The 14099-nt window shown below is 43.1% G+C and carries 17 protein-coding genes and 1 other annotated feature; of the genes, 2 read left to right on the top strand and 15 right to left on the bottom strand.

Annotated features, from left to right (window positions below):
* Positions 1-93: 93 nt before the first annotated feature.
* The gene (locus ADH92_RS10260) at positions 94-819 is read left to right on the top strand and encodes a 16S rRNA pseudouridine(516) synthase (protein WP_049498353.1); all 726 of its coding nucleotides are present in this window, start codon (positions 94-96) and stop codon (positions 817-819) included.
* Positions 820-862: 43 nt separating this feature from the next.
* Here the strand turns inward: ADH92_RS10260 and ADH92_RS10255 are convergent, their stop codons facing one another.
* Together ADH92_RS10255 and ADH92_RS10250 are read right to left on the bottom strand one after the other, a co-directional pair.
* A complete protein-coding gene (locus ADH92_RS10255) occupies positions 863-1246 on the bottom strand; it encodes a rhodanese-like domain-containing protein (RefSeq protein ID WP_049498352.1) in 384 nt (127 codons plus the stop codon).
* A complete protein-coding gene (locus ADH92_RS10250; RefSeq protein ID WP_003017930.1) occupies positions 1246-1464 on the bottom strand; it encodes a YqgQ family protein in 219 nt (72 codons plus the stop codon). The genes ADH92_RS10255 and ADH92_RS10250 overlap by 1 nt, the downstream gene beginning before the upstream one ends.
* Before the next feature lie 87 nt (positions 1465-1551).
* Between ADH92_RS10250 and ADH92_RS10245 the strand changes: the two genes are divergently transcribed.
* Positions 1552-2211 carry a prepilin peptidase gene (locus tag ADH92_RS10245; protein WP_049498350.1) on the top strand — a complete coding sequence of 220 codons (660 nt, stop codon included), beginning with the start codon at positions 1552-1554 and terminating at the stop codon, positions 2209-2211.
* A 7-nt stretch (positions 2212-2218) separates the two neighbouring features.
* Here ADH92_RS10245 and trpB read toward each other — a convergent pair whose 3' ends face one another.
* The 13 genes from trpB to rsmD form a co-directional block, all read right to left on the bottom strand.
* The gene (gene trpB / locus ADH92_RS10240; protein WP_049498349.1) at positions 2219-3406 is read right to left on the bottom strand and encodes a tryptophan synthase subunit beta; all 1188 of its coding nucleotides are present in this window, start codon (positions 3404-3406) and stop codon (positions 2219-2221) included.
* A gap of 121 nt (positions 3407-3527) precedes the next feature.
* Positions 3528-3763: a binding site (T-box leader), on the bottom strand.
* Positions 3764-3830: 67 nt separating this feature from the next.
* Positions 3831-4358, bottom strand: a complete 528-nt coding sequence (locus ADH92_RS10235) for a VanZ family protein (protein WP_049498348.1) — start codon at positions 4356-4358, stop codon at positions 3831-3833.
* Entirely contained in the window at positions 4345-5433 is a 1089-nt protein-coding gene (gene rlmN, locus ADH92_RS10230) for a dual-specificity RNA methyltransferase RlmN (RefSeq protein ID WP_003005918.1), read from the bottom strand. The genes ADH92_RS10235 and rlmN overlap by 14 nt, the downstream gene beginning before the upstream one ends.
* Positions 5434-5439: 6 nt before the next feature.
* A complete protein-coding gene (locus tag ADH92_RS10225) occupies positions 5440-6015 on the bottom strand; it encodes a YutD family protein (RefSeq protein WP_003011853.1) in 576 nt (191 codons plus the stop codon).
* Positions 6016-6299: 284 nt separating this feature from the next.
* Positions 6300-8012 carry a cache domain-containing sensor histidine kinase gene (locus ADH92_RS10220; protein ID WP_049498346.1) on the bottom strand — a complete coding sequence of 571 codons (1713 nt, stop codon included), beginning with the start codon at positions 8010-8012 and terminating at the stop codon, positions 6300-6302.
* Positions 8009-8743 (bottom strand): response regulator transcription factor, encoded by a 735-nt coding sequence (locus ADH92_RS10215; RefSeq protein WP_049498344.1) that lies wholly within the window; start codon positions 8741-8743, stop codon positions 8009-8011. The genes ADH92_RS10220 and ADH92_RS10215 overlap by 4 nt, the downstream gene beginning before the upstream one ends.
* A 58-nt stretch (positions 8744-8801) precedes the next feature.
* Positions 8802-9923 carry a peptide-methionine (R)-S-oxide reductase MsrB gene (gene msrB, locus ADH92_RS10210; RefSeq protein ID WP_049498343.1) on the bottom strand — a complete coding sequence of 374 codons (1122 nt, stop codon included), beginning with the start codon at positions 9921-9923 and terminating at the stop codon, positions 8802-8804.
* An 11-nt stretch (positions 9924-9934) separates the two neighbouring features.
* Complete coding sequence (locus ADH92_RS10205; protein WP_049498376.1) at positions 9935-10495, bottom strand: redoxin family protein; 561 nt, start codon at positions 10493-10495, stop codon at positions 9935-9937.
* A 56-nt stretch (positions 10496-10551) separates the two neighbouring features.
* Positions 10552-10890, bottom strand: coding sequence for a hypothetical protein (locus ADH92_RS10200; RefSeq protein WP_023917420.1), 339 nt, complete (start codon positions 10888-10890; stop codon positions 10552-10554).
* 26 nt (positions 10891-10916) lie between these two features.
* Entirely contained in the window at positions 10917-11627 is a 711-nt protein-coding gene (ccdA2, locus tag ADH92_RS10195; protein ID WP_004219721.1) for a thiol-disulfide oxidoreductase-associated membrane protein CcdA2, read from the bottom strand.
* Positions 11628-11785: 158 nt separating this feature from the next.
* A complete protein-coding gene (locus tag ADH92_RS10190; RefSeq protein WP_049498341.1) occupies positions 11786-12868 on the bottom strand; it encodes a SepM family pheromone-processing serine protease in 1083 nt (360 codons plus the stop codon).
* Positions 12852-13340 carry a pantetheine-phosphate adenylyltransferase gene (coaD, locus tag ADH92_RS10185; protein WP_049498339.1) on the bottom strand — a complete coding sequence of 163 codons (489 nt, stop codon included), beginning with the start codon at positions 13338-13340 and terminating at the stop codon, positions 12852-12854. The genes ADH92_RS10190 and coaD overlap by 17 nt, the downstream gene beginning before the upstream one ends.
* Positions 13330-13869: a 16S rRNA (guanine(966)-N(2))-methyltransferase RsmD gene (gene rsmD / locus ADH92_RS10180; RefSeq protein WP_021152746.1), complete on the bottom strand. Its 540-nt coding sequence runs from the start codon at positions 13867-13869 to the stop codon at positions 13330-13332. The genes coaD and rsmD overlap by 11 nt, the downstream gene beginning before the upstream one ends.
* Positions 13870-14099 lie beyond the last annotated feature (230 nt).

Here is a 14099-nt window from a genome sequence, read left to right as displayed (position 1 = left end):
GTTTTCATCTTCATTTCTTTTCTCCGACTCGATTTCCTTTTCTTTTCTTTTCATGATACACTGATGATAAGAATTTCAGAAAAAGAGGCTTCCATGAGATTAGATCAATTGATGGCAGACCATCAGTACGCTCGCAAAGACATCAAACAACTTCTGGCCCGAAGGCAAATCTTGGTTGATCACCTACCTGCTCAAAAGTTATCCCAAAACATCGACCCTGGACTCCAACAGATTCAAATCGGGGAACGAATCATTCAAGAACCACGTCACCACTACTACATGCTCCATAAACCAATCGGAGCCGTGACCGCCAAAAGAGACGCCCACCATCCAACGGTGATCGATCTAGTGGATCCTCAGCAAGAGTACCCAGACCTCTATCCTCTTGGTCGCCTCGATCGCGACACCAGTGGTCTGCTCCTCCTCACAGATAATGGTCCCTTAGGCTTTCAACTGCTCCATCCTCAATACCATGTGGAGAAGGTCTATGAGGTAGAAGTCAATGGTCCGCTCTATGCAGCCCACATCGAGCAATTTCAGAATGGGATTCCATTCACAGACGGCCCTATCTGCAAGCCTGCCTCCTTGACCATTCTAGAAAGCCACCCCAGCTACAGCAAGGCCCAGGTCCGAATCTCAGAAGGAAAATACCACCAAGTGAAAAAGATGTTTTTAGCCATCGGAGTCAAAGTAATGACCTTAAAACGCTTATCTTTTGGTCCCTTCACCTTGGATCCTCAGTTAGCTCCTGGAGAAAGTCGGCCTTTGAATGAGGTGGAGCTCATATGGGTCAAAGATTTTCTTGAAAAAACGAGATAAAAAAGCTCTAACCACACACTTTGTGCAGTTAGAGCTCTTTTTATTAAGCGTCTTTTTTCACTTTCCCATTCCAAGAATCGAGACCATAAGACAAGACATAAATGTCTGTATAGCCCTGTTTCTTAAGATAGAGAGCCGCATTGGTTACACGCGAACTACGGCTATTTTCATAGAGCAAAATTGGTTTATCTTTTCGCAAGGCTGCAAGACTCAACTTCAACTGAGTAGAAGGAATGTTACGTGCTCCTAAAATATGCTTGGCATGAAACTCAGCTGGCTCTCGCAAATCAATCAACTGCCCTTTACGAATCAACTCTTCAAAAGTCGCATTATCCACAAATTTAGCAGCTTTACGGATGCGGAAATAATTAAACGCCATCCATCCAAATACTCCTAAAATAGCCAACCAAACAATGATATTTCCCATCACTCTACCTCACTCTTTTTCAAAAATTCTAATTCTTGCTTGTGTTCTCTTCTTAAAACGGTATCGGCTTCTAAATAATCGAGCCGCTCCATCAGGCCTGCATCATAAAGACGTTGAAGCTCAATTTTCATCAATTCGATGTCATAGAGGCGCTTCCCTACGTAAATGATGATTCCAAAACGTTTTAAAAATTGTTGAACATCATACAGGTTTTTCATGTTCATTATTGTATCAAATTTAGAAAGGCTTTACAAGATTTTCAAGCAAATGATGAAATTTTCCGATTGCTTTACGAATAAATAAGTATGATCAACTTTTATTTTTTTACCATCGGTACTTGCATCGCCTCTTTTTTGGGACTAGTTGTCGACCGTTTCCCAAACCAATCTATTCTCGCTCCTCGCAGTCATTGTGATCACTGCCAGCACGTCCTTGGCGTTTGGGATCTCATCCCCATTATCTCGCAACTACTCCATCGTTTTCGCTGCCACTATTGTCATCAGACCTACCCATTTTGGTACTGCCTTTTTGAGGTCTGGAGTGGCCTGCTCTTTTTGGCCTGTGCCAATGGTTTTCTTTCTCTGCCTCACCTTCTAACACTACTGGGAGCTGCCGTTTTAGCCATTTATGACCTTCGCTTTATGGAATACCCCTTGGTCATCTGGTGCTGTCTCCATGCCCTGGTCCTCTTTTTATCCGGTGGTAATCTCCTCATGCTGGTCTTTTTACTCCTTGCGATCGGAGCTCACTTTTTCTTTATCGGAATGGGAGCAGGAGATTTTCTCTTACTGGCTACCTTTTCGCTAAGCTTTTCTTCTACCAAGATTCTCTTTCTCATTCAGATCGCATCCATCTTAGGCATTCTCGTCTTTGCTCTCAAAAAAGAAAGAGACCGGATTCCCTTTGTTCCCTGTCTCTTTCTCAGTTATCACGCTTTACTGCTTTATACGATATTTTGCAGATAAGTTCTTCTTATTTTGTAGCCTTCGCTTCTAGATAATCAGCGATGGCAGCTACGTCCTTGTCCCCACGTCCGGAAACATTGATGATGATGATCTTGTCTTTATCCAGTTTTGGAGCACGCTTAACTGCTTCTGCAATCGCGTGTGAGCTTTCAATGGCTGGAAGGATCCCTTCTGTCTTACTGAGAAGAAGAAGAGCTTCTACTGCTTCATCATCTGTCGCTGCTACATATTCGACACGACCAGAATCTTTAAAGAAAGCATGTTCTGGACCAACCCCTGGGTAGTCCAAACCAGCAGAGATCGAGTACACTGGCGCTACTTTTCCATCTTCGCCAAAGACTGCATAGGTCTTCATACCATCAACCACACCGATAGTCCCTTTGGTCATGGTCGCTGCGTGTTGATCGGTGTCCAAGCCATGTCCAGCTGCTTCTACCCCAATCAATCCGACTTCCTCTTCTGCGACATATTCAGAAAAGGCACCAATGGCATTAGAGCCACCACCGACACAGGCAATCACATAATCCGGCAAACGACCTTCTTTTTCCAAGATTTGACGTTTAGACTCTTCACTGATTACCTTTTGGAATTCATGCACAATGGTTGGGTAAGGGTGAGGGCCAACAGCAGAACCTAATACGTAAAAGGCATCCAAATCCGCCATCCATGCTCCAAACGCAGCATCAACGGCGTCTTTCAAGGTCTTAGTCCCGGTTTCAACCGCATGGACGGTTGCCCCCATCATTTCCATGCGGAAGACATTCAAGCGTTGGCGTTCCACGTCTTCTGCCCCCATGTAGACATCACAGGCCATACCGAACTTAGCTGCCGCAGCTGCTGTAGCTACACCGTGTTGACCGGCTCCTGTTTCAGCAATCACGCGCGTTTTGCCCATGCGTTTAGCCAAGAGGATTTGCCCCAAAACGTTATTCAATTTATGTGAACCTAGGTGATTCAAGTCTTCGCGCTTCAAATAAATTTTTGCCCCACCTAAATGCTCCGTCAAACTTTCCGCAAAGTAGAGCGGTGTTTCCCGTCCAGAATAGTCTTTCAAATAATGTTTGTATTCTGCGATAAATTCTGGATCATTTTTATATTGTTCAAAAGTTTCCTCTAATTGATTGAGCAAGTTTTGAATGGGTTCTGGTACGAAAGATCCACCAAATTGTCCGAAATAGCCTTTTGTTTCTGTCATGATTGTGTCCTCTTTTCTATATCTTCAATCCTGTTTATGATCTTTTTCTCTCGCGGGCCCTTTGAGCTGCAGTCTCACTGGGTTCCTTTGAGATACAAAAAACCTCACACAGAAAAATCTGTGTGAGGACGATTCGATACCGCGGTGCCACCTCAATTGTAGGAAGCTATTTTTTCTCCTACATCTCTGACCTGTCTAACAACAGGGTGCACGATAAGGTGTGCTCACCGAATTTTTATTGTTTCAAATTCATTATCATAAACGCATCAGCCCATTTCAAGATTCACCACTGCTTGTTCGCAATCACCACAAGCTCCCTGGAAGTGAGAAAAATCTCTACTTTTCTGATGTCTTGAAGCTATTATAGCTCCCGCTTCTGATTTTGTCAACAAAAATTTTAAAAAGTGGTTAAAATGTTCGGATTTTACATTTCACCATTTTTTGCTAGCAATCGTGCTCTGAAATACTGAAAGCCTATATAAGCCAGATAAGCCCCTAAGGTATTGGTCCACAAATCATCTAGCTCAAAGACACGATTGGCATCAAACAAGAGATCTAACAGAACTTGGCTGCATTCAATCCACAAGCTCATCGCAAAGCCGAAGCACAAGACCCGTTTGCGGCTCCTCAACCAGGGCCATAGCCAGAGAAGTTGAAAGACCAGCGGGCTTAACAAAAAGATATTGGCTATATTTTGGAGGATGACCTTAATGAGTTGGAGGACACTGGTAATCTGGCCAAGATTCATCACCGAATTAAGAGGAACTAGCAGGACGACGATACGACCGAAATGTTGAATACCCGGTGTTTCCATACCTGGCTCTGGCTGTTGGGGCAAAAAACACATCAAACACAAGAGGATAAAATAGAAGAAGCTGCCACTCCGTAACAGCCTTCTTCCTCTTTTTGTTAGTTCTGTATGATCCATCAGCCCTTGTTTAAGGTTGCGCATGTTCAACAATCGCTTTCTCCCGGTCCCGTTTCATGGTATTTGAACGCAATTGGCCACAGGCAGCATCAATATCTGTACCGTGCTCTTGACGCACTACACAGTTAACACCTTGTTTTTTCAAGGTATCATAGAAGGCCATGACCCGTTCTTTTGGACTCCGGCTATATTGGTCATGCTCACTGACAGGATTATAAGGAATCAAGTTGACATAAGACAATTTCTTGATATTCTTGAGCAATTCTGCCAACTCTAAGGCTTGCTCGACTCCATCATTGACTTCATTGAGCATGATGTACTCAAAGGTCACCCGACGGTTCGTAGTCTCAATATAGTATTCAATCGCCGCAAACAATTTTTCAATTGGAAAGGCCCGGTTGATCTTCATGATGCTAGAGCGCAAGTCATTGTTTGGAGCATGAAGGGACACTGCCAAATTGACCTGCACACCTTCATTTGCAAAGTCACGAATTTTATGAGCCAAACCAGAAGTTGACACTGTAATATGGCGAGCACCAATCGCTAATCCCTTGTCATCGTTGACCGTCCGGATAAATTTCAAGACATTGTTATAGTTGTCAAATGGTTCTCCGATCCCCATGACAACGATATGGCTGACCCGTTCATCTTGGCCACGTTCGTCAAAGTATTTTTGAACCAACATGATTTGAGACACGATTTCCCCATTGTTCAAATCGCGTTGTTTTTTGATCAAACCAGAAGCACAGAAGGTACAACCGATATTGCATCCTACTTGAGTCGTTACACAGACAGATAAACCATAGTGCTGACGCATCAAGACGGTTTCAATCAACATGCCATCTGGCAATTCAAAAAGATACTTAACCGTTCCGTCTGCTGACTCTTGCACGATTCGTTGCTTGAGTGGGTTGACGACGAATTGATCATTTAACTTTGCAATCAAGTCCTTAGAAAGGTTGGTCATTTCTTCGAAGGACTGGACGCGTTTGCGATAGAGCCATTCCCAGATTTGTGCTGCACGGAATTTCTTTTCGCCGTTCTCTTCCGCCCAATCAATCATATCTTGGCGTGTTAAACTATAAATGGATGGTTTCATTCTTTCTTACTCCTCTTTTTGTCGAATCACAAAATGACGTTTGTTGTCTGTCTTCGTTGTCTTTTTAGTCTCAGCAGACGGTCTTGTTTTTTTCGAGTTTTTGGCTGGTTGTCCCTTGTCGCGTTCTCGTTTTTGGAAACGATCTTTTTGTTTGCGATTGCGCGAACGCTTCTTAGGCTCTCTTTCTTCTGATTGAGCTTTTTTGACCGGTGATTTCTTATCAAAGGAAGCACGATGAGGTTCCTTATTTTCAAGGACAAAATAAGCACAACCATAGCTACAATATTCTAACAAATAATCGTCTAAGCGACTTAGTTTATCCATCGTTGCAACATCGCGCTCTTCCTTATAAAAGCCACGCAAGCGCAACTGCTCATTGCTCCAATCACCAACAATGTAATCAAACTTAGTTAAAATCTCAGAAAATCGCTGACCAAAAACGGTCGCATCAAATGCTTCCTTCTCATTTTTCAACAGCTCAAAGGAGAGGTTTTCTGAATGGATTTGGTCTCCTACCTGATGAAAGACAGGTCCAGGAAATTTATTGTAATTATATAATTCAGGGTCAATCTCTTTTCGCATAGTGTTCCTTCATCAAAATCTATTTACTGTAACACTTTATTTTATCATAAATTTGATGACTTGCGTCAGATTTGACTAGAAAAGAGTCGAAATTCCTTTGAGAGCAAAAAGAGAGAGGGACAGAAGTCCTAGCCTCTCAATTGTTTTTGGATTGTCGAGTAAGACGCAGTGGTTGAGTGGGCTCTACTACGCTGATTTCATCAGCTTTTACAGCCCTACTCAACTGTGCGGAGGCGGGACGACGAAATCGAATTCTAACGAATTACCGATTTCTGTCCCACTCTCTATGAATATTCATTGCCGGATGAAAGGGGCAAATAAAGAGTGATTTTCGTATAGCTATTGGCCTTAGAATCAATCTCCATATGATAGGCTTCGCCAAATTGAAGATGCAATCGTTGGTCCACATTGTTCAAGCCAACACCTCCTAAACGAAGAAGGGGTTGGTCTGTTGATTCTGATCGATCAAACCCTCGTCCATTGTCAAAAATCGATACGCAGGCGGAGTCTCCACTGACTTCAGTTGTCACTCGAATGAGACCTGGCCGATCGATCTCTTTAATGCCATGGTAAATCGCATTTTCCACTAAGGGTTGAAGTACTAATTTGGGGAGCTGATAGTCGCCCAACCGTTCATCTTCTAGAATTTCATAGTTGAGCTTTTCACCATAACGTTGCTTCTGAATGAAAAGATATTGGCGGACATGGTTAATTTCATCTCTCAGTAAGATTTGTTCCTGGCCTTGGTTGAGAGCCAGTCGAAAATATTGGGCCAAAGACTTGGTGATGTTGACCACGCGCCGACTATCATTAAACTCCGCCATCCAGACAATCGTATCCAAGGTATTGTAGAGGAAATGCGGATTTATCTGAGCCGAAAGTGCCCGTAGCTCGTAACGCCGTGCGTTCTGCTCCTCTTCCTTGACCTGTTGCATAAGGTGATCGATTTGGTCCAACATGGCATTAAAAGCTTGAGCGAGGTCCACCAATTCTGGAGATCCTTTGGTTGCAGCTCTCACGTGAGCATCTCCTGCTCCAATCCTCAAAATGATAGTCTGAAGGTCTCGTAAGGGTTTGATCCACAAACGCAGAACAAAGCCGATCCCTATCAAACACATGATCAAAGCTAGTAATCCTAGACCAATGAAAGAGTACAGGAGCTGCGACTGTAGCATCTGAAGTCCTTCAAGTGAAGCCACTCCAATCAAGGTCCAATCGCTATCTGGAATCGGAACCTGATAGATAAAATTCTCCCCTCCTTTGCCATAACCATCTTTCACAGCAATATAGGGCTGCATGGCATGCATTTCTTGACTGGAAGAATAAACCGCTTTTTTGGGATGGTAGACAAACTCATGCTTTTGATTAATGATAAAACTAAAGCCTTGTTTCCCTAGTTGAAGGTGATCCAAGTAAGCCTGAAGGCTATCGTAGCCAATATCCAAGCGCACTACTCCGAGATTTTGGCCAGTCTGATCGACCACTTCTTGGGTAATAGAAACCACCCATTTTTCTTTTTCCGAAGTCAAGGATTCCTTTCGAGCTGGCGTCAAAACTGGCATGGCTCTTTCTTTAATCGCCTCTTGATACCAGCTTTCATTCATCATATCTGAGGAAGTCTGCATGCTGATTTTGGAATCTGTCGCTACCAGACGCCCATCCTTGGTCACTAAGACTGCTGAGACCAAGTCCGGATCCGTTTCAATCATCGTTCGCATCAGGTGTTGAACCGTTTCTTGATTCGCACTCTTGTCTTGGGCAAATTGGCGAACAGCCTGCTCTTTGCTAAGAACCGTGGTGGTCTGCTTTAATTTTTTTAGATAGGAGGTGATGAACTGACTGCTTTGATCGATACTATTTCTTGTCGTCCGCTCTGTTTGCTGGCGGATCGTCCCTGAACTCGTTTGATAGTAAAGGCTACCGATGAGACCAAAAAGTAGGAGAATGAAGAGAAAAAAGTAGAGGACCAGCTGGATCAGCAAGGGGTATCGTTTCATTCATGCTCTCCTTTTTTGTACTGCCTTGGTGTCACCCCAACAACCTGCTTAAAGCGTTGAGAAAAATAGTTCATATCTTCAAAACCAACCTGATCTGCGATCTCATAAATCTTTAGATCTGTCGTGAGAAGCAAGAGTTGAGCCTTCTTCATTCGCTCTTGAATGAGGTAGTCTTGGAAGGGGAGTCCCAATTTTTTCTTGATCAATACACTTAGATAAGAGGGATTGAAACCAAGTTGATAGGCCAAATCCTTCAGGGTTAACTGGGAATCTGCTAAACGAGCATGAATGGCTTCTTCCAAGTCTGTCGAATAACCATGACTGACCAAATCTTCGACTTGCGCTTTCTTACGCTCTTGATCAAGTTTTCCTTTCACCTTTGCTAACATCTCTTCAATATCATCTTTTGAAAAAGGCTTCAGCAAATAATCATCTGCACCTAACTTAATGGCTTTTCTCGCAAACTCAAAGTCATCATAACCTGTCAAAAAAATGATATGACAAGACGGAGATTGCTCTTTGACGAGATGGGCTAGATCCAAGCCATTCATTTGTGGCATATTGATATCAGTTAGAAGGATATCGGCTGGTTGCTCTTGAAACTTCTCCCAGGCCTCACGGCCATTTTCTGCCTGGTTGATGACGGTCATTCCAAACTGTTCATAATCCACTAAGGAAGTCAGTCCCTGCCGGATAAGCTCTTCATCTTCCACAATCATGATCGCATACATGTCTTTCACCTACTTGTCTTTGCTATACTTATTATAGCAAATTATGGTTCCAAATGTCTCAGACGTAGTCCAATAAATAACCGTAGCCCTTTTCTTTCATTTCTGCTTTGGGAATGAAGGTAATAGACAAACTATTGATGCAATAGCGAAGGCCGCCTTTTTCCTTGGGACCATCGGTAAAAACATGGCCCAGATGAGAATTTCCTACACGGCTCCGAACTTCTGTCCGAGTCATATTGAAACTCTTATCCTCCTTATAGATGGCCACATCAGGACTAATAGGCCGACTGAAACTTGGCCAACCACAACCAGAATCAAATTTATCCTTAGAGGAAAAGAGCGGCTCATCGGTCACGACATCTACATAAATACCGGCATCAAACTGATCCCAGTAACGATTGGAGAAGGCCCGTTCGGTATCATTTTTTTGTGTCACCGCATACTCTTCAGGAGATAACTTCTTTTTGATTTCCTCATCGCTTGGCTTAGAGTAGCGGCTAGCATCAATAACAGGATAAGAAGCCTGATTGACATCGATATGGCAGTACCCATTCGGATTTTTCTTTAGATAATCCTGGTGGTAGTCCTCAGCCTTGATGAAATTGGTCAGTGGCTCTTTTTCCACCGCTAACGATTTGTCGTATTTTTTTGCTACCTCTTCAAAGACTTGGTTAATGATTGGAAGGTCTTCTTGGGAGACATAATAGACACCTGTTCGGTATTGTGTTCCTTGATCATTTCCTTGTCGATTCTTCGACGTTGGGTCGATAATCCGGAAATAATGCAGGAGCAATTCTTTCAGAGATACCTGCTTGACATTGTAGGTGATGTGAACTGTTTCGGCATGGCCTGTTTGAGGAACTAATTCATACTTGGTCGTTTCTCCCTTCCCATTGGCGTAGCCTGATACGGCATCAATCACACCTGGAACACGGGAGAAATATTCCTCTACGCCCCAGAAGCAACCACCAGCCAAATAAATTTCACGCTGATCCTTTGGATCAACCGTTTCCTTTGTTTCCTTTTTAGCTACTGGAGTCTGACTCATCGATGCTTTTTTAATCATCTCAGTGCTTGTTTCTGATTGATCCATTCCGTTTGCTCCCTTACTAAAGAAAAAGAAACCAATCGATAGCAAGCCAATGAGAAGGATAGCAAAAACTTTCCATTTTGTTTCCATTGTCTATCTCCTTACTGCATGTTCTCTAAGGTCTTGAGGATATCCTCTTTATTCATATAGCCAATATGACTCTTCGATAAAGTCCCATCACTATTGATAAAAAGTGCCGATGGATAAGAACGAATCCCATATTCTTTGAGCAGTTCCCCTTTACTATCTAGCAAGACTGGGAAATCCTTGTAATCCAAAGACTGGTACCAGTTTTTGAAATCTGCTGCTGATTTTTCGCCATTAAAGGTTGGAGCTACAACAGATAAAACCACGTAATCCTTACCTGCCTCTTCTTTTGCCAACTCATTGGTATCCTCTAATGTCGACAGGCAAATAGAGCACCAGGAAGCCCAAAATTTGAGGTAAACTTTCTTCCCTTTGTAATCAGATAAGCGGTAGGTCTTGCCATCCACTCCTTGCAAGCTAAACTCCTTCACTTTCTTGCCAGATGGTTGCCTAGCCCCAGCTTTGGCTGTTTGTTGGCTCATGTCCTTATTGGAAGTAGCCATTCCTTGACTCGAACAAGCCCCCAAAAGTCCAGTACACAAAAATCCTGCAGCTACTAAAGCTAATTTCTTCATCATTATTACCTCTTTAAACAAGGAGAAAGTCATCCTCAGATGACCTCTCCCTTCTTTCATTCCTTGTCTGATTTCATATCAGATGATTCACTCTTTTCATTTTTCATTTCTGAATCGCTAGATTTCATCTCATCTTTTTTCATATCGTCCTTCATTTCCGAACTGCTGTCAGACATCATAGATGAATCTTTCATGTCTTCTTTTTTCATTTTATCATCGGACATGGATGAATCCTTCATGTCATCCTTCTTCATATCGTCCTTCTTCATATCGTCCTTCTTCATCATACTACTATCGTCCGTTTTTTTCATATCTGAATCTGATTTCTGTCCAGAACAAGCTGCTAAAGTGACGATGCTAAGTGTAGCAATAGAAAGTGCAAGAATTTTTTTCATGATTTTTCTCCTTTAATCATTCAAGATTAGTGAAACAGGGATGCGAGGCTATTAAGATTTCCTAGCATCAGCAAGATGCCCATCAAGATGATGAGGGCACCACCAATTTTTTTCAAGGTTCCCATATGGGGCTTGAGTTTAGCAAAATGTTGTAGAACCCAGCTAGAAGCCAAGGCCAAAAGCAAGAAAGGCAGAGCCAAACCTAATGTATAGACCAGCATCAGGAGAGCACCTTGTAAAGCACCATCTCCTCCAGAAGCGGCAATGGCTAGAACCGAACTCAAAACTGGTCCGACACAAGGGGTCCAACCAAAACTGAAGGTGACCCCTATCAGAAAAGCATTGAAGAATTCATTGCGCTCCCGATTCTTTTTGAGTTGGATAGTCTTTTGCTTTTGGAGTTGTCTCAGATTGATCACTTCCATTTGGTGAATCCCTAATAGGATCACAATCCCTCCTAGCAGATAGCGAAACCATGGAGCATAAAGCACCTGGCCAAGGGCCCCTGCACCGTATCCTAGAATCAGGAAAACAGTTGATAGACCTGCGATAAAACAAAGAGTCTTCACCAAGCCGTACCAAGAAATATCTCTTCCAAAAATCCGAACAGTTTTCACACGTTCAGAATCCAATAGAATCCCTACATAGACTGGCATCAGTGGCAAAATACATGGGGAGAAAAAGGATAGAACTCCCGCTAAGAATACTGAAATGGAAAACAAACTGGTTTGAATCATTTCACTACCTCCCTTTCTTTCTGATACCAGTATAAAGAAAAAATCCCTCTAAAAATAGAGAGATTGATAAGCAAAAACTTGAATTTGATTAGAAGATGAATCTTCTATCTGTCAACTCCTCGTACTTTCAAGTACGAGACTGATCTAGCAAGATACTTCTACTTCTTTTTCAAATAATCAATAGCGTCTTGAAGGGTTTTGACGGGGACAATTTTCATCTTCGAATGAATTTGTTTCGCTGCTTCTTTAGCTGTTTCATAGTTTGATTTGGCCTTGGGATTGGCCTTCTTTTCTTCTTTGGAAACAGGGTTATTAGGGGCAAAGAAAATTTCTGCTCCTTCTTTATCGGCTGCGACGACTTTCTTGTCAATCCCACCGATATCGCCAACCGTTCCATCTTGGTTAATGGTTCCTGTCCCTGCAATATGGCGTCCCTGACGAAGATCTGGATCAGCCACTTGGGTGTAGATGGCTAGGCTAAACATCATACCGGCACTTGGTCCACCAATCCCTTGAGTCGCAAACTGGACAGGAACATCGCCTTTGGCTTCAGTCCGGTCGATCAGGCTAATCCCGATTCCGTTTTTCCCGTTGGATAATTTGATGATCTTTCCGTCTGCGGTCTTGGTTTGTCCATCCTCAATATAGGTCACTGAAACGGGATCGCCAATTTTTTGAGAACCAACATAATCAATCAATTCTTTGGAACTCTTAAAGGTCTTGCCATTCACACCGGTGACGGTATCCGCAATGTTCAAGATTCCCTTAAAGGTCGAGTCATCTGCTACTTGCATGACATAAACACCTAGAAAGTCCATCTGGGTTTCTTTTCCAGCTGTCTTTAGCCCTTGGTAGATGGCCATATTTTGCGAGGTTTCCATATAGAATTGGTTAATCCGCGTAAATTCTTGGCTCGAACTACCACCTGTCATATCCTTGGCAGAGTAGATATCTGTAAAAGGTGTCGCCCAAGCATAGATCAAATCAGCCGGGGTCGCTTCTTTCACTGCTACGGTTACAAAGTCATAGGATCCTGATTTGGTATCCATTTTTCCATCCACTGTCATGACCGATCGAATGTCTTCTGCCGTTCCTGGCATCTCAATATAATAGGGAAGGCGAATCACAAAGGCAGCTAGCAAGAGGAGCAAGAAAAGAACGCCTGCAATCGGCCATCGGTATTCTTTCAATCGTCCTTTTTTCTTTTTTGTAGGCAAGCTTGTTTTATTCGCTTGTGTCATCTTTGATTTCCTCCATTACACTCTTTGGTACATAAGGTGAGATATCTTGCTGAAAAGCCAGCAACTCTCGAATACGTGTTGAACTAATGGCCTGGTAAGGAGGCTGGGCATAAAGATAAACCGTCTCCAATTCAGGCGCCAACTGGTGATTAAAATAATCCATATTGGCTTCGTATACCAGATCCTGTGCATTGCGCAAGCCCCGGATCAAGGTGATAGCCCCAAGATTGCGCGCCACTGTCACAGCTAACTCTTGAGTTGACGTCACAATTTCAACATTTTCTAAATGAGCCAAGGCCCCTTTCACCATGCGCACGCGCTGCTCAATGGAAAAGAGTCCGACTTTTTCCGGATTATAAAAAATTCCGACATAGACACGGTCAAACAAGCGACTAGCTCGCTCGATCAATTGCACATGCCCAATGGTAATCGGATCAAACGATCCTGTAAACAATCCACTTCTATCTGACATATACTGTTACCTTACTAATTCCATAGATTTTTTCTTTCCAGATTCCCACTTGTCCGATTTCCTCAGGAAGTTCTACATGTTTATCAGTTTCGCACACAATCATGATGTCCTCTGACAAGAGATGGCGCTCGCACAAGGTTTCGATATCGCGAACAATCTCTTCCTTGGCATAAGGAGGGTCTAAGAACACCAAATCAAAGGTACCCGTTAGGAGACCCAAGGCCTGCTTGGCCTCCATTTTTAGCAGTTGAAACCGTTCCTTTTCCTTGGTCATGGCAATATTGGCTGCTACAATCTCCTGCGCTCTACGATCTCTTTCCACTAGAACGGCCTCTGACATGCCTCGAGAAACGGCTTCGATAGAGAGCCCACCGCTTCCTGCATAGAGATCCAGCACTCTTCCACCATCAAAGTAAGGACCAATCATATTGAACATGGCCCCTCTGACCTTATCAGAAGTCGGCCTGGTTGTTTTTCCTTCAAGTGTTTTGAGGGGACGTCCCCCATAGGTTCCAGATACTATTTTCATAGGGACCATTATACCAAAAAAAATCAGAAAATTGCGATTTGATATGGTCAAGCGACAATTAAAAGAGGCTGGGACAAAAGTCCTAGCCTCTCAATTATTTTTGGATTGTCGAGCAAGACGCAGTGGTTGAGTGGGCTCTACTACGCTGATTTCATCAGCTTTTACAGCCCTACTCAACTGTGCGGAGGTAGGGCGACGAAATCGAATTCTAACGAATTACCGATTTCTGT

The sequence above is a fragment of the Streptococcus parasanguinis genome (genome assembly GCF_001073155.1).
GTDB lineage: Bacteria > Bacillota > Bacilli > Lactobacillales > Streptococcaceae > Streptococcus > Streptococcus parasanguinis_D.
This window is presented reverse-complemented; position numbering and strand designations above follow the sequence as displayed.